Annotated in this window: 15 protein-coding genes; 10 read left to right on the plus strand and 5 right to left on the minus strand. The window is 41.8% G+C overall.

The genetic code is table 11. From position 1 onward, the window contains the following. Positions 1-71: 71 nt before the first annotated feature. The 5 genes from Q0064_RS10720 to Q0064_RS10740 all read right to left on the minus strand — a co-directional run bounded on the left by Q0064_RS10720 (position 72) and on the right by Q0064_RS10740 (position 2,531). The gene (locus Q0064_RS10720; RefSeq protein ID WP_298148230.1) at positions 72-281 is read right to left on the minus strand and encodes a hypothetical protein; all 210 of its coding nucleotides are present in this window, start codon (positions 279-281) and stop codon (positions 72-74) included. Positions 282-383: 102 nt separating this feature from the next. Beyond that, positions 384-1,166: a TPM domain-containing protein gene (locus Q0064_RS10725; RefSeq protein ID WP_298148232.1), complete on the minus strand. Its 783-nt coding sequence runs from the start codon at positions 1,164-1,166 to the stop codon at positions 384-386. Further along, complete coding sequence (locus Q0064_RS10730; RefSeq protein ID WP_298148234.1) at positions 1,166-1,603, minus strand: TPM domain-containing protein; 438 nt, start codon at positions 1,601-1,603, stop codon at positions 1,166-1,168. The genes Q0064_RS10725 and Q0064_RS10730 overlap by 1 nt, the downstream gene beginning before the upstream one ends. A gap of 4 nt (positions 1,604-1,607) precedes the next feature. Beyond that, positions 1,608-2,189 (minus strand): LemA family protein, encoded by a 582-nt coding sequence (locus Q0064_RS10735; protein WP_298148236.1) that lies wholly within the window; start codon positions 2,187-2,189, stop codon positions 1,608-1,610. Between the two features lie 9 nt (positions 2,190-2,198). Then, positions 2,199-2,531: a MerR family transcriptional regulator gene (locus tag Q0064_RS10740; protein WP_094486482.1), complete on the minus strand. Its 333-nt coding sequence runs from the start codon at positions 2,529-2,531 to the stop codon at positions 2,199-2,201. Between the two features lie 314 nt (positions 2,532-2,845). Here Q0064_RS10740 and alaS point away from each other — a divergent pair, with 314 nt between their 5' ends. From alaS to Q0064_RS10790, 10 genes are all read left to right on the plus strand, one after another. Then, the gene (gene alaS, locus Q0064_RS10745) at positions 2,846-5,473 is read left to right on the plus strand and encodes an alanine--tRNA ligase (RefSeq protein ID WP_298148305.1); all 2,628 of its coding nucleotides are present in this window, start codon (positions 2,846-2,848) and stop codon (positions 5,471-5,473) included. Between the two features lie 2 nt (positions 5,474-5,475). Continuing rightward, entirely contained in the window at positions 5,476-6,408 is a 933-nt protein-coding gene (locus Q0064_RS10750) for a GSCFA domain-containing protein (protein ID WP_298148237.1), read from the plus strand. 163 nt (positions 6,409-6,571) lie between these two features. Then, positions 6,572-7,087, plus strand: a complete 516-nt coding sequence (locus Q0064_RS10755) for a DUF6252 family protein (protein ID WP_298148239.1) — start codon at positions 6,572-6,574, stop codon at positions 7,085-7,087. 144 nt (positions 7,088-7,231) lie between these two features. Further along, positions 7,232-7,600, plus strand: coding sequence for a hypothetical protein (locus tag Q0064_RS10760; RefSeq protein WP_298148241.1), 369 nt, complete (start codon positions 7,232-7,234; stop codon positions 7,598-7,600). A 26-nt stretch (positions 7,601-7,626) separates the two neighbouring features. Next, complete coding sequence (locus Q0064_RS10765; protein ID WP_298148243.1) at positions 7,627-9,462, plus strand: PQQ-binding-like beta-propeller repeat protein; 1,836 nt, start codon at positions 7,627-7,629, stop codon at positions 9,460-9,462. A gap of 70 nt (positions 9,463-9,532) precedes the next feature. Continuing rightward, positions 9,533-10,933, plus strand: a complete 1,401-nt coding sequence (locus tag Q0064_RS10770; protein WP_298148245.1) for a hypothetical protein — start codon at positions 9,533-9,535, stop codon at positions 10,931-10,933. 166 nt (positions 10,934-11,099) lie between these two features. Further along, the gene (locus Q0064_RS10775; RefSeq protein ID WP_298148247.1) at positions 11,100-11,384 is read left to right on the plus strand and encodes a hypothetical protein; all 285 of its coding nucleotides are present in this window, start codon (positions 11,100-11,102) and stop codon (positions 11,382-11,384) included. 49 nt (positions 11,385-11,433) lie between these two features. Further along, positions 11,434-13,365, plus strand: a complete 1,932-nt coding sequence (locus Q0064_RS10780; RefSeq protein ID WP_298148249.1) for a tetratricopeptide repeat protein — start codon at positions 11,434-11,436, stop codon at positions 13,363-13,365. A 2-nt stretch (positions 13,366-13,367) separates the two neighbouring features. Next, the gene (locus tag Q0064_RS10785; RefSeq protein ID WP_298148251.1) at positions 13,368-14,018 is read left to right on the plus strand and encodes a response regulator transcription factor; all 651 of its coding nucleotides are present in this window, start codon (positions 13,368-13,370) and stop codon (positions 14,016-14,018) included. Between the two features lie 226 nt (positions 14,019-14,244). After that, positions 14,245-14,727, plus strand: a complete 483-nt coding sequence (locus Q0064_RS10790) for a DUF6252 family protein (RefSeq protein WP_298148253.1) — start codon at positions 14,245-14,247, stop codon at positions 14,725-14,727. Positions 14,728-14,741 lie beyond the last annotated feature (14 nt).

Here is a 14,741-nt window from a genome sequence, read left to right on the forward strand (position 1 = left end):
CGGGTTTGGGGTGGAAAAACGATACGTGAAGTGGTAAATTCATCGAAGTCTTAATACTTAATACTCCAATCTTAATACTCCATTGATACGTGAAGTGGTAAATTCATCGAGTCTATCCCGATAGCCATCGGGACTAGTTTCCCCCAACACGGTACGTCAAATGGTAAACTCATCGAAATCTTAATACTTAATACTCCTATCTTAATACTCCATTGATACGTAAAGTGGTAAACGTTGCGATTCTGATAGCTATCGGAACTAACTTCTATCCCGATAGCCATCGGGACTAGCTTCCCCTAAAAGATACGTAAAGTGGTCAATTCATCGAGTCTAGCTTCTATTCCGATAGCTATCGGAACTAACCTCTAACTTCTAACCTCCCACTACCAACTTCCGCCACTTCCGCCGCCAGAGAAACCACCGCCGCCAAAGCCACCAAAGCCGCCGCCGCCACCACCAAAGCCGCCTCCGCCACCGAAACTTCCGCCTCCGCCGCTTCTGCCTAAACTGCTTAATATGATGATATCCGCTAAATCAAAACCGCCACCCCGATGATTGCCGTTTCCTCTGCCACCACCGCCTTTGCCAAATTTGCTGATCAATACCAATACGATAACCACAATCACAAACAATAAAGGCAACGGAAAACCACCCGATTTTTTCTTCGGTTCCGCATCGTACTTGCCAGCAAAAAGCTTAATCATAGCATCAACGCCCGCATTCAGACCGCCTACATAATCTCCTTTTTTGAAGTAAGGAATAATGTCGTTTCGGGTTATCGTACCGCCAACTCCAGCGGTAAGTACGTCTTCTACTCCGTAACCAGCCGATATCCATATTTTGCGTTCTTTCACCGCCAGCAGCATCAAAACGCCGTTGTCTTTGTCTTTTGTTCCGCCAATTCCCCATTCTTGTCCCCAGCGCGGCGTCAGTAAACCAATATCTTCGCCTTGAAGCGATTCTATAATAACCACCGCTATTTGTGTCGACGTACTATCCGCGTAATTAACCAACTTTTGTTCCAACATCGCTTTGTCGTTAGCCGAAAGCAAGTTGGCATAATCGTTCACCAAACGCGGTGGGTTCGGAATTTCCGGAATTTTTAGTTGCCCAAAAGCCGTTCCGGCAAGTAAAAGCCACAAGAAAAGTAGGATACGTTGCCGCATTAGCCTTTCGATATTTCGTTAGATAATTCGTTTTGATCGTCTTTCGCGTACGGAAAATATTTTTTCAGTTGCTCGCCAGCAAGCTCAATTCCCGCAATCAAGCCGGCTGCAAATTCAGCACGCTTAAAATGCGATGCCAGCAAATCTTTGGTCGAGTTCCAAAAATCAGCGGGAACCACGGCATCAATACCACGGTCCCCGCAAATAGCAAATTTATGATCGTCGACCGCCAAGTAAAAAAGCACGCCGTTCTTTTGCTCGGTTTTATGCATTTCCAGCAATTCAAAAACTTGTTTCGCACGCTCCAATGGGTCGCCCGAACACAAACGCTCGATGTGCAAACGTATTTCACCCGAAGTAGCGCGTTCCGCCGAAGCAATAGCAGCTACTATTGCCGATTCCTCAGCAGACGTTAAAAAACTTTCTACGGCCGACATCCGATTAAAATTTAACTTCTACAGGCTTGTCAGCACCTTCAACCGATTTGAAATACGGTTTTTCTGCATAACCGCTCAAAAACCATTTCTGTGGAATTTTCAACACATAGCCGTTGTAAATCTGTGCCTGCTCGTTAAAACGCGTGCGCGCCGTTAAAATCTGGTTCTCGGTACTAGCCAATTCATCTTGTAATTTCAAGAAATTTTCGTTGGCTTTCAAAGTCGGATACTGCTCCACACTCACCAATAATCGCGATAAACTGCTGCTAACACCGCTTTGTGCAGCGTTAAAAGCTTGCAATTGCTCCGGTGTTACGTTGCTCGGGTCGATCGTTACCGAAGTAGCTTTCGCACGCGCCTCAATAACCGCTGTTAAAGTCGATTTCTCAAAGTCGGCTGCACCTTTAACGGTATTCACCAAATTGCCAATCAAGTCGTTTCTGCGCTGATACGCCGTTTCCACATTTCCCCATTCTTTCTTAACGGCTTGGTCGTAGCCTAAGGCAGTGTTTTGCATGCCTACAACCCAAAAAATTCCTATTAAAATAATCCCTACAATAACCGCAATCGGTATGAACTTTCTCATGATGTTTGTTTATAATTGTTGTTTAATTTGTATCAATTGTTGTTTAATTGTTTCAAGCTTTGCAATAATTTCAAATGTGTCGAGCGATTTTTTCTTCCCTTCCTTCAAATGCGTTTTCGCTCCTTCCAACGTAAAACCGCGCTCTTTCACTAAATGATAAATCAATTGTAAATTTTTAACGTCGTCTGGCGTAAACATCCTATTGCCTTTCGCATTCTTCTTAGGTTTCAGAATTTCAAATTCTTTATCCCAAAAACGTATCAATGAAGCGTTTACGTCAAATGCCTTCGCTACTTCGCCAATCGAGTAATACAATTTCCCCGGAACTAAATCAATTTGCATACCAAAAATGAATTTCATCTGCCAAGGTAGCAAAATTCGACTTTCTGTCATGCTGCGAAAACGTATTTTTAAATCTCATTAAGTCTGTAAAAATTTTACTTTTGCAGTCAATTTTTTAAAACTTTGTTTTGGCTGCCATTTCCGGCTGTTACTGCAAGCTAAACCTGCATCGGCGGTTTGTGTAGTGCAGCGTGCGGGCTTCCTTCGGTCGCCGCTCGCCGCCCACACGCACACGCCACTGCACGTTCAGGCTTTCCGTGCCATCCGGGGCAGGGCTGTCAGACCCAAAATACGATACTAACCCAATGTCGATTATGAAATCCGAACTCATCCGTAAAAAGTTTCTTAACTTCTTTCAGTCCAAACAACACCTGATTGTTCCCTCAGCACCAATCGTTCTTAAAGACGATCCAACGCTGATGTTCAACAACTCGGGGATGGCACAGTTCAAAGAATTCTTCCTCGGCAACGGAACGCCTCCTTCAAAACGAATCGCCGATACCCAAAAATGCCTTCGCGTTTCCGGAAAACACAACGATCTCGAAGAAGTAGGTATCGATACCTATCACCACACCATGTTCGAAATGCTCGGAAACTGGTCGTTTGGCGATTACTTTAAAAAAGACGCCATCGATTGGGCATGGGAATTCTTAACCGAAGAACTTAAACTCGATAAATCACTTTTATATGTATCGGTATTCGAAGGCAATGCAGCCGAAAACGTACCTTTCGATCAGGAAGCCTTCGATCTATGGAAACGATACGTAGCTGAAGACCGAATTATTCTCGGAAACAAAAAAGATAATTTCTGGGAAATGGGCGATCAAGGTCCTTGTGGTCCGTGCTCCGAAATTCACGTCGATTTGCGTTCTGCCGAAGAGCGTGCACAAATACCCGGACGCGAACTCGTTAACGCCGATCATCCGCACGTTGTCGAAATTTGGAACCTCGTTTTCATGGAATTTAACCGTAAAGCCGACGGTTCTTTGGAGAAACTTCCCGAAAAGCACGTCGATACCGGTATGGGCTTCGAACGTTTGTCTATGGCAATGCAAGGCGTAAAATCCAACTACGACACCGACGTTTTTACACCATTGATTCAAAAAGTTGAAACAATTACGGGCGCTTCGTACACAAAAAACAATCCGAATGTCGAGCAAGAAAAAATCAATATCGCCATTCGCGTAATCGCCGATCACGTTCGTGCAGTTGCTTTTGCCATCGCCGACGGTCAGTTACCGTCAAACACCGGAGCAGGTTACGTGATTCGTCGCATTTTGCGTCGCGCCGTTCGCTACGGATTTACCTTTCTCGATGCGAAAAAACCTTTTGTATGCGAGTTAGTGGCTACTTTAGCCGCGCAAATGGGCGAGTCGTTTCCCGAAATCGTTGCACAACAACAATTGGTTACCAACGTAATCCGCGAAGAAGAACAAGCCTTTTTACGCACACTCGACCAAGGTTTGCAATTGCTCGACCAGGTTATTGCACAAACTAAAGGCGATACAGTAAGCGGACAAAAAGCCTTTGAACTGTACGATACATTCGGTTTTCCAATCGATTTAACAGCACTAATTCTTCGTGAACGCAACCTCAAACTCGACGAAGCCGGTTTCGAAGCCGCCATGTTGGAACAAAAAACACGTTCGCGTGCCGCAGGCGAAGTTACCACCGCCGATTGGGTGCAAGTAAACGATCGCGAACTCGATAATCCGTTTGTAGGCTACGATTCGCTTACCAACGAAACTACTTTGGTTCGCTACCGTAAAATCGATTCCAAAAAAGACGGAATTCGTTATCAATTGGTCTTAGAAAGTACGTCATTTTACCCAGAAGGTGGAGGCCAATTAGGCGATCGCGGAACGCTTACCTTCGGAAATGAAGTAATCGAAGTTCTCGACACAAAGAAAGAGAACAATTTAATCATGCACATCGTTGCCAAACTTCCCGAGCAATTAACTGCCCGCGTTCAGGCAACAGTAGATGCCGTTTGGCGCAAACATATTTCGGCAAACCACTCGGCTACGCACTTATTGCACCAAGCCTTACGCCATATTTTAGGTACACACGTCGAGCAGAAAGGTTCGTTGGTAGCGCCGGGTTATTTGCGTTTCGACTTTTCGCACTTTTCAAAAGTAACCGCCGAAGAATTACAACAGGTAGAATCGTTTGTTAATGCGCGTATTAACGAAAATTTACCCTTGGTAGAACGCCGTGCAATTGCCTTTGCCGACGCGGTAGCTGAAGGCGCTATGGCTTTATTCGGTGAAAAATACGGCGATAAAGTCCGCGCGATTAAATTTGGCGATAGCGTTGAATTGTGTGGCGGTATTCACGTGCCATCCACTTCCGCTATTTGGCATTTCAAAATCAGCAGCGAATCGGCAGTAGCGGCCGGAATTCGCCGAATTGAGGCCATAACCGGCGAAGCCGTTGCAAATTATTTTGCAGAGCAAGAAAGCGAATTGAAGGAAATCAAATCGATTTTGAAAAATCCACAAGACATTCAAAAATCAATCAAGCAATTGCAAGAAGATTTGCAAAAGGCGCAAGAGCAACTTGAAAAACTCAATAAAGCGAAGTTCGAAGCATTAGCAACACAACTGAGTACACAAGGTTCGCTTCAAAACGGTATCGAAGTATTTGCGTTCGAAATAGACGCCGATGCCAACCAAGCCAAGGATGTAGCATTTGCCATTGGCGCCAACCACAATCATGCAGCAATTTTGCTCGCAACCAACACCGACGGAAAGCCAGGCTTGTCGATTTATCTATCTAAAGAACTCGTAGCCGAAAAGCAATTAAATGCTTCGACTATGGTGCGCGAATTAGGAAAGTACATCCAAGGTGGCGGCGGCGGACAACCGTTTTTCGCGACAGCGGGAGGGAAAAATCCAGATGGAATTCAACAAGCTATAGAGGCGTTTAAAGCGCAATTCTAATCATGAAATGGGTAACCGAAGTTAACGTTCCCAAATACAATTTCGACGTTAATCATCGTCAAAAGCAATTGTTTTTGGGTTCGTGCTTCGCGACACATATTTCGAATAAGTTTTCCTATTTCGGTTTCAACCAAGTGTACAATCCGTTTGGTGTACTTTTTTCACCAATTGCCTGTGCAAATCTTATCTCTAGCGCACTTTTAGAAAAATCGTTGCCGCAAAAGCATATCATAAATCGAGACGACCACTTTTTTAGTCTCGACGCACATTCTGAGATATTCGGATCGACCACAGCAGCCTTGCAAAAACGTTTAGACGACGCAAGCCAAAAGCTGAGAACAGCTTTGCTCGAAGCGGATGTTTTGTTTTTAACCTTAGGAACGGCATTTGTTTATCGGTATTTGCATACGGGCGATTTTGTGGCTAATTGTCAGAAAGTGCCGGCAAATCAGTTTGAAAAAGTACTGCTTACCGTCGATGAGATAACGAACGACTTGCAAGCGAGTTTCGATTTGCTTCGCCAATACAATCCGAAGATAAAAATCGTTTTAACGGTTTCGCCCGTTCGTCATACCCGCGACGGTCTCATCGAAAACCAACGCAGTAAAGCACAATTGTTACTTACCATAGAAAAACTACTTTGCACAGACGCTGTTTTTTATTTTCCATCCTACGAAATCATGATCGATGAATTGCGCGACTATCGGTTCTACGAAAGTGATTTAATTCATCCCAACCAAATGGCGGTCGATTATATTTGGGAAAAATTCGAGGCTTCGTTCTTTAACACGGAAACTATACAAATTTGTAAAGCGGTTCGAAATTTAAGAAGTTTCGAAGCGCACAGTCCACAGAGTAAAATCGATTTGCATTTCGATAAATTAGCTGCCATAAAAACAGATTTAATATCTAAATATCCCTTTCTTCAGCTTTAAGCTTATCTAAACATCTACCCCTTTTTTTCGCTAGAAATTTGCAGTAAACTTCGAAAATGGGTTCGGTCTTAATCAAATAAATACGGCTTTATACGTATTTCTTTAGAAGGTGCTGCTATGCATTTTTGCTTCATAATCACTAACAACTTAAATCAACGTAATTATGAAGAAAATTAAAATGACATTTGCGGCCGTTTTAACTGCGGCTACTTTAATTGCAACCTCATGTAGTTCAGACGACGGCGGGTCGGGCGGTGGAAGTAATTTAGATACGTACATCAGTGCGAAAGTCGATGGGCAAACATTCACCACTTTCTCAGCAGGAGGAGTTGCTGCTTCAACTGCGATTCGCTCAGCCGATCTGATTCAAGTAACTGCAACGTCTATGGTAAGTGCAACAGCTACCGACACGAAAACACTTGCCATATCATTGTTTGGTGTAACAGCACCGGGTACTTACCAAGTAGGTCCAAATAGCGATAATTCGCTTTCGTATGTTGAAGGAGCTTCTTTTAGCGCTTTTAGTACTAATGTTTGTGCGGATGCAACGGGAACCATAACCGTCACGACCATCAACGATACAAAGATTGAAGGAACTTTTTCATTTACTGGAAAGAATGACGACAACTGTAGTCAGCAAAGAGTTGTAACCGAAGGTCGATTCCGTGGGACTTTCTAAAGACAACAGACTTTTTCACAAATCGCTCCTAGTGAGCGATTTTTTTTGCCATTTCTGAAAGAGAAAAAGCACAGCAGAATAAGGCAAATTACGTATTGATTCACAACCAGTCAAAGGAGAATTTTACCAAACAAATCATTCGTTATGAAAGTAATCTATCTATTTTTTGCGATTTCTCTATTGCAACTCCCAATTCAAGCGCAAAATCGAAAACTACTCACTTCAGAAGAGGAAGTTCAAGAAGCCGTTAGCGCTGAGGTATCTGATTTATTTAGTTCTGAAAAATTTATGAAGTTGAAGAATAAGAAGTTTCCCGAAGTTAAAGGATATATCGTTTATGATTTATCAATTGTGGGGAATGGAAAAGTATCAACCTGCTTTAAAGTTGATTCAGATATTAAAAACCCGTTGTTCATCAATTTTATTTCATCGTATCTAATTGATCAGAAATTCTTCTTCAAACTCCAAAAGCAACAACGTTACAAAGTGCGATATCGTGCCGAGTTCAGCTAAATTCTTACCAACCAAACCACATACTTATGAAAACTACAAACACTATTTTTGCTTGCATTGCCCTCATCTGCACAATTTCAGGGCAAGCACAAACTACAAAATCACCAAAAAGCAGAGGAGGAGCTGGAAAAAAATCCGGACAATTTGCAACCGTTTGGGAAGGCACATTCGATAACAAAGCAACACGTTTAGCCGTGTCGAGTTCTAATGGAGATATTATTCTTGGAACCGATGATAATTCAGCGTCGGCACTAGACAAAGACGGAAAACCAATCTGGAGCGGCGATTATAAGAAAATGACTACCAACAAAACCAACAAATCAGAATATCAATACGTACAATGGAAAAACGGCGGCGGAGGTTACTTATTCCTTTTCGACGAACGTAAAATGGGCACCGACCGTGTAGCCGTTTTAGATCTCTATTCGGGAAAAGAGTTGTGGAGTTCGGAGGAGTTTCAAAATTTACTTCCCAAAGGAACCAAATCTGAAGACGGAGCCGATCAAGGAGAACTCGACACAGTGAAATATCTCGATGAACTCGACGCCTTTCTCATCTCTCAAAAAGCCTCGGTAATTTTGGTAAATGCGAGTACGGGCGAGAAAATTTGGGAAACGAATCGCTTTAAAGGTGGAGTAGGTAAATATGTGTACAACAAACAAAAAAACGAGATCATCATGGTAAACTTCAAACCTACGGGTCTAGGAGCTTTACTCGCTGGTTTCAAAAACCAAATGGTTCGAATCAATGCAGCAAATGGCGAGGTTTTATGGGATGCAACCTTTGTTGGAACCATAGAAAAAGAATTGGTAACCCGACGTGCAATAATTGATTTATGGATAAAAGACGATAAAATTTTCATGTATCTCGACGGAATTCGCGTTTACGATTACAATAACGGCCAAAAATTATGGGAAGTAATTTATGAAAACGATATGGATAAAGGAAATTCGGGTGGTTTTCTTGGAAACAGAAGCCGAAAGAAAATCTACAGAACTATAGCCGATCCTATTTTTACTAACGATGCTGTTTACTTAGTTGTTTTTGGAAATCGTGATAGAACAAAATACGTTGAAAAACATGATTTAAATACAGGTAAACTGATCTGGGCGTCAGAGAAAATTACGGGAGCGCTTTCTATGCCAAACATTTATAAGGCGGGCGATCGCGTTATTCTTCAAATTGGAGGAAAAGTTCAAGTTCAGGAATTGCGTTTAGAAGAAGTTAGCAGCGGTCTCGGTGGGGGCTTAGGCGGTTTTGGCGGCGGATCGATGAAAAGTTGGGTACCTTATATTTATTGGGAATACAGAAATCAGAAAAACGGATTATTGGCTATAGATGATAAAACAGGGCAAACAGCTTGGCGTTCAGAACGCTTCGATAAACGCATTACCGATTTTATCGTAAACGAAGACAAAACGGTCTTTGTTGGAGATGGCGACGAATTTTACAGCTACGATATTCCTTCCGGAAAACTACTGTTTGATGTAAAGCACAACGATGCGAAGGTCGGGAAAGCTACTGATGTAATTGATTTTGACGATAAAGTAGTCGTACTTTCAGAAAAAGGACTTGCCGCTTACCGAAAAGCCGACGGAACACGTGCTTATGCCTCAGAGAAAATTAAAGGTGTTGATTATTTTTATCTGGTTGGCGATAACTACTTCCTTCGCGATCAGCGCAATAATAAAAACATCATCTACGGAATTGATATGACAAACGGCGAAACGAAAGGCTCGGTACAATCTAAAGGAAAAGGCGGAAGTCCGCAATACGGTGATGGTATTGATATCACTGCCGATGGCGAGTATATTTTTGCCTTCAAAGGAAAAAAAGTGGAGAAAATTAAAGTCAACAATTAGAGTTACTTGAGTTTTGCGATAGAAACCGGTTTACGTATTCTCGTTTGCCGGTTTTTTAATGATTAAAGTTATGAAACTACGAACGTTTTTTTGGATACTACTTGCCATGCAGATGCAGGCACAACAAGTGCAATGGGCATCTAAAGTAGTTAGTTACAGTTCTGATTTAGGAGGAAAGCAGTTCGGAATTAAGCAAATTTTAGGGAAGCCAAATGCGTTTCCGCAATGCGAAAGTTCTCCTACAGCATGGATGCCTAAGTCGGCTTTAAGCGGCGCACAAGTACTTGAAGTGGCGTTTGAGAAAGAACAGACTGTGCAGCAAATTGCCATTTTTGAAAACCTAAATTCGGGTTGTGTCAAAGTAATTTCGGTTGCTGGATCCGATAATAAATACAAAGAAGTTTGGCGCTGGACCACCGATTGGCGTAATCAGCCTTTTAAGCGTAATCTGAAGACTGATCGCTCTTACTATTTCAACCGCAAACGTCGAAAAGTAGAACCCGCACCACCTGTCGACGGTTTTCCAGGAATTCACCGTGTGCTGTTAACCGAACCGGTTGCTAACGTCAAGAGCGTTCGAATCAAATTCGACTTCTCGATACTTCCCGGGCAAAAACAAATCGATGCCATCGGAATTTCAGACAGCAAGATTCCGATTGAAGCCCAGATTAATAACATTCCGAGCGACTTACTATTGAGCAAGCCGGAACTTTTAGCAAACAACTGCGATTCGTTCACCTGCACCGAAGATGGGAAGCAGTTGTTCTTTACCCGTGATCAAGCAGGAAAAAATGTGGTTTTTAGCAGCTCGTTTGAACAACCCTCGCTCGCAACGATAGTAAACGAGTGTAGCCTTAACGCAACTTACAACCATTTGCAAGGAGGCAACGCGAACCTCTTTCTACACGGCGGTGCAGCTTATAAAGCGAGTATGGGTGAAACAGGTTGGAACCTCATGCAGTATAAAAATGGTAGTTTTCAAAATCTTGGAAAGCTTCGTATCGCCGCTTACAGCAACTACGGCGAATCTGCAGACGCGACAATTACGAGTGATGCAAAAATTGTGATTGTAGCAGTGGAAAGCGATCTTACACAAGGCGGCTCCGATTTATATTTAGCCCGAAGAAAAGACGACGGAACTTATACTTACCTAGAAAATCTGGGAAAACAGCTCAATACAGCTGCCGACGAGCTTGCGCCATTCTTATGTGCCGACAATAAGACGCTGCTTTTTGCTTCGAATGGATTTGCTGGATATGGCGGAATGGACATTTTTGTTTCAAAGCGACTCGATGATACTTTTCTAAATTGGAGTGAGCCGCAAAATCTGGGAAATCTTATTAATTCCGATGCCAATGAAGTAGGCGCAGCCATTACAACGAATAATCAGCTGCTGGTAAATAAACAAACCGAGGAAGGTTCCGCTCTTTTTCATGTGGCAATCAAAACCGGCGATTTTGAGAGTAAGTAAAGCATGTATTTAGGAATCGTACATGAGATACGAAAATCGTCGTATGTATCGCAACAACTAAAATCCAGAACTTAGCCAAACAATTTTAACAAACTCCAACAACATTAGCAAGTTTGCTCTACGCGGCAGCGCTTCATTCGACGTGTAACGAAAATTTGAAGATTTTATGATTTGGTCTATTCTCTTTTTACTTGTTTGCGGCTTAGTTTTGGGTTTTCGTTTTTGGAAACAAAAGCGTTTGGATAGCTGTGAAACCAGTAATACAGCCTTGAAGTTACTCGAAGATCAAATGCAACATCAGCAGCAGCTTAACGAACAATTGCAAACTAAGGTATATCTAGCAAAGCAGTTTCAACAATCGTATTTTTCAGCTGCTACTTCGCTCGAGCAAATGCGATTTGAACTTACAAACGAACTCGTTTCAAAAATTGGCGACTGCCAAGAAAAGTAACCTAAAAACAAATTTTGTTAAATTAGAGGAATCCAACCCGCAGTAAAGCATGCCAAAATATTACTTGATTTTATTTCTTTTTGTCCTAGTAGCATGTAAGAATCAACGAGCTGCTTCCCCAAATCTTAGTGCTAAAAGCAATAACGCCATTGCACAATATTACGACCAGATGCTGAAAACCAGTGGAGCGGGCGCCGATTCTAATGCCAAAGCTTTGGATCGTCTCAAGAAGCAATTTAACTCGAAAAGTACCGCAATCGATTCGTTTAAGTACGCAGTAGCCTACGGTATTCACCAATCTACAAAGGGATCATATTCTGAAGCCTTAAAACAATTAGAAGATGCAAAAGAGAATCTGAAACGAATTGAAAACGACACACTCCAAACCGACTGGTTGATGTGGACGGCAATTTGTCATAAAAGTCGCGGCGATTATCCCATGGCGTTTCGCTATGTTTTTCAAGCCTTAAAAAAGTATGAAAAAATGGGCTTTTCACAAGGAATTGCCCGCGTTTACGGAACTTTAGGTCAAATTTATTTACAGAAAGAAGATTTACTTTCGGCCGAAAAATATCTACTTAAAGCAAAAGCTGTTTTAAAAGATAAAAAACCGCTGGAACGTTATCTTTTCACTACACATCATCTGGCAAATGCATACGGCATGCAAGGAAAATTCGACAAAGCGCTTGCTCTCGATCGCGAAGGCCTGCAACTCGCAAAAGACATTCCGTACATAAAAGTTACTTTTCTGGATAACAAAGCTAATTGCATGTTGTACACCGGCAAGTTAGACAGTGCTGCACATTACTTTAGGGAATGTTTAAAAGTGGATTTTCAAGTCGGAAATCAGAAGCAAATAGCCGATTCATACAGCAATTTGGCCGTTGTGGCTTTGTATAAAAAAGAGCTTTCACAAGCAAAAAAGTATATTGATAGTAGCATGAGTTTACTCCAATCGGGCAGCAACAAGTTTAATGTCGCGAAGTCTTTGCAAATTCTCATCGATATTCACAAAGCTGAAGGCGATTTTAAAAAGGCTTTGGAGGTGACTGAGATCTACGATAATTCGTATCGTGAAATGATTAACGAACGTAAAGAAGATGCGCTCGCTGCCTATCATATTCTTTACGAAACCGGAAAAAAAGAAGATGCGCTTGCAAAACAACGCTTGCAGTTAGCCGAAAGTAAAGCGGCTTCGAATCGGAAAACAGCCGTAATCGTTATCTTGTTTTTGATAGCTGTTTTAATGGCAATTATCGGCTTTCTTTTCTACAAACAACAGCGTTTGAAAGTACTTCAGAAAGAAAAAGAATTTCAACTGAAAGAAGCCTTAAGTGTAGTAGAAACGCAAAATAAACTCCAAGAACAACGTTTGGAAATTTCACGTGATTTGCACGACAATATAGGTGCACAACTTACTTTTATCATCTCTTCCGTGGATACAACTCGAAGTAGTTTTGAAATAAAAGACATATCATTAGACACCAAATTGCAAGATATAAGCAGCTTTACAAAATCGACGATACTCGAACTTCGCGACACGATTTGGGCGATGAATTCCAATGAAATTACATTTGAAGATCTACGCATTCGCTTGTTGAATTTTATCGAAAAAGCACAATCTAATGTAAGCGACGTTTCGTTTGGTTTTGAAGTCGACGATGAGTTGAAAGCGCTAAAGCTGAGTTCGGTAGTAGGGATGAATGTGTACCGAACTATTCAAGAAGCGGTGAATAATGCGATCAAACACGCCAAAGCTGCGGAAGTAAATGTACTAGTAAGCAGCGATGAAGCGGCGATAAAAGTTATCGTTTCTGATAATGGAATTGGTTTTAATCAAGAGGTACAAAACTTCGGTTCCGGACTTCACAACATGGAAAAACGAATCGACGAAATTGGCGGAAGTTTTCAAATTATTTCTCAATCGGAAAACGGCACACGCGTGCAATTCCGGCTTTATAAGAATCTTTTAAATACATAGCTATGATTAGGTTTGCCATTGTCGACGATAATATTTTTCTTCAAAAAGCAATAACAGAGAAATTAGCCTTATTTCCAGACACAACTTGTAGATTCACTGCGAAGAACGGAGTGGAACTACTCGCCAAATTAGAAAAAGATCGCCATGTAGATTTGATTCTTATGGATATTGAGATGCCAGTAATGAACGGAATTCAAGCTACTGAAGCGGTAAAAAATAGGTTTCCGCAGATTAAGATCATTATGTTAACTGTTTTTGATAACGACGAGAACATTTTTAAATCGATTAAAGCTGGCGCCGACGGCTATTTATTGAAAGAAGTGAATCCGGAAGATTTGTACCAAGGTATTTGCGATACCATGCAAGGCGGAGCCACCATGACACCTTCTATTGCCCTTAAAACGCTGAAGTTATTTCGCAATCCGATAGCATTTGAAGATACGCAAGTAAGCCGTGAAGAAGTGTCGCTTACGCCGCGAGAAATCGAAGTTTTGGAACAGCTCAGCAAAGGTTTGAAGTATCAGGTCATTGCCGAAAACTTGTTTCTTAGCTTAGGTACTATCCGAAAGCACGTCGAGAATATCTATACCAAATTGCAAGTTCACAATAAACTTGAAGCCATTCAGAAGGCAAAAGACAATTTTTTGCTGTAATGAAACAACCTCAGTTCAACGCAAAATGGGAGCTATATTTTTTAGAATGCTACTCGCTTATAATCTTATCGAAAGGGGCATGTATCGTTTTTGTTATCAACTTTTTCAGCGATTTCCATATCTGATTTTACAAGTGACTTACGGAAAAAATAGGGCAACTGCCTTATTGCAACACCAATACGGGAAAACGAATTTTGATTCAGTTCAAATTCTAATTCTATAAGTTATGAAATCAGTTTCTAAATTTTTCTTTTTGGTGATGCTGTTCGGATTATTTTCTTGCAGCAACGACGACAATGGTTCAGGTGCAAGCTCAGGTTTTTATCTGAAAGCGAAAGTCGAAGGGCAGAATTATCGCAGTTTCGTTTCCCCAACAGCAGTATCGGTTGCAGGAATGCTTATGATTCAAAGTAGTGCGAGTTCAGGAAATTCCATACAAATTCAAATTGCCAATTACAACGGCGTTGGTACCTACACATCGGGTAACAACGACTTAACAGCCGGATACATCAACTATCTCCTTTTAGGCGATACGCCAACAAGTTTTCAAACTTTTACGTCGGTACGCGGAACAGGAACAGTGGAAATAACCGAAGTTACCGAAACTTCGATATCCGGAACTTTTTCTGCGACAGCGCCAGAGAACGTACCAGGTGCCACCAACCAAGTTTCTATTACTGAAGGCAGCTTCAGAGCCGAGTTACAATAAAATGTAGTAGTAGC

Source organism: Flavobacterium sp. (genome assembly GCF_027490375.1).
Lineage (GTDB): Bacteria > Bacteroidota > Bacteroidia > Flavobacteriales > Flavobacteriaceae > Flavobacterium.

What these genes read in the sequence shown, in the direction of transcription:
- Q0064_RS10720 (WP_298148230.1), bottom strand. Translation starts at nt 281, where the DNA reads ATGGCTATCGGGATAGAAGTTAGTTCCGATAGCTATCAGAATCGCAAC.
- Q0064_RS10725 (WP_298148232.1), bottom strand. Translation starts at nt 1,166, where the DNA reads ATGCGGCAACGTATCCTACTTTTCTTGTGGCTTTTACTTGCCGGAACG.
- Q0064_RS10730 (WP_298148234.1), bottom strand. Translation starts at nt 1,603, where the DNA reads ATGTCGGCCGTAGAAAGTTTTTTAACGTCTGCTGAGGAATCGGCAATA.
- Q0064_RS10735 (WP_298148236.1), bottom strand. Translation starts at nt 2,189, where the DNA reads ATGAGAAAGTTCATACCGATTGCGGTTATTGTAGGGATTATTTTAATA.
- Q0064_RS10740 (WP_094486482.1), bottom strand. Translation starts at nt 2,531, where the DNA reads ATGCAAATTGATTTAGTTCCGGGGAAATTGTATTACTCGATTGGCGAA.
- alaS (WP_298148305.1), top strand. Translation starts at nt 2,846, where the DNA reads ATGAAATCCGAACTCATCCGTAAAAAGTTTCTTAACTTCTTTCAGTCC.
- Q0064_RS10750 (WP_298148237.1), top strand. Translation starts at nt 5,476, where the DNA reads ATGAAATGGGTAACCGAAGTTAACGTTCCCAAATACAATTTCGACGTT.
- Q0064_RS10755 (WP_298148239.1), top strand. Translation starts at nt 6,572, where the DNA reads ATGAAGAAAATTAAAATGACATTTGCGGCCGTTTTAACTGCGGCTACT.
- Q0064_RS10760 (WP_298148241.1), top strand. Translation starts at nt 7,232, where the DNA reads ATGAAAGTAATCTATCTATTTTTTGCGATTTCTCTATTGCAACTCCCA.
- Q0064_RS10765 (WP_298148243.1), top strand. Translation starts at nt 7,627, where the DNA reads ATGAAAACTACAAACACTATTTTTGCTTGCATTGCCCTCATCTGCACA.
- Q0064_RS10770 (WP_298148245.1), top strand. Translation starts at nt 9,533, where the DNA reads ATGAAACTACGAACGTTTTTTTGGATACTACTTGCCATGCAGATGCAG.
- Q0064_RS10775 (WP_298148247.1), top strand. Translation starts at nt 11,100, where the DNA reads ATGATTTGGTCTATTCTCTTTTTACTTGTTTGCGGCTTAGTTTTGGGT.
- Q0064_RS10780 (WP_298148249.1), top strand. Translation starts at nt 11,434, where the DNA reads ATGCCAAAATATTACTTGATTTTATTTCTTTTTGTCCTAGTAGCATGT.
- Q0064_RS10785 (WP_298148251.1), top strand. Translation starts at nt 13,368, where the DNA reads ATGATTAGGTTTGCCATTGTCGACGATAATATTTTTCTTCAAAAAGCA.
- Q0064_RS10790 (WP_298148253.1), top strand. Translation starts at nt 14,245, where the DNA reads ATGAAATCAGTTTCTAAATTTTTCTTTTTGGTGATGCTGTTCGGATTA.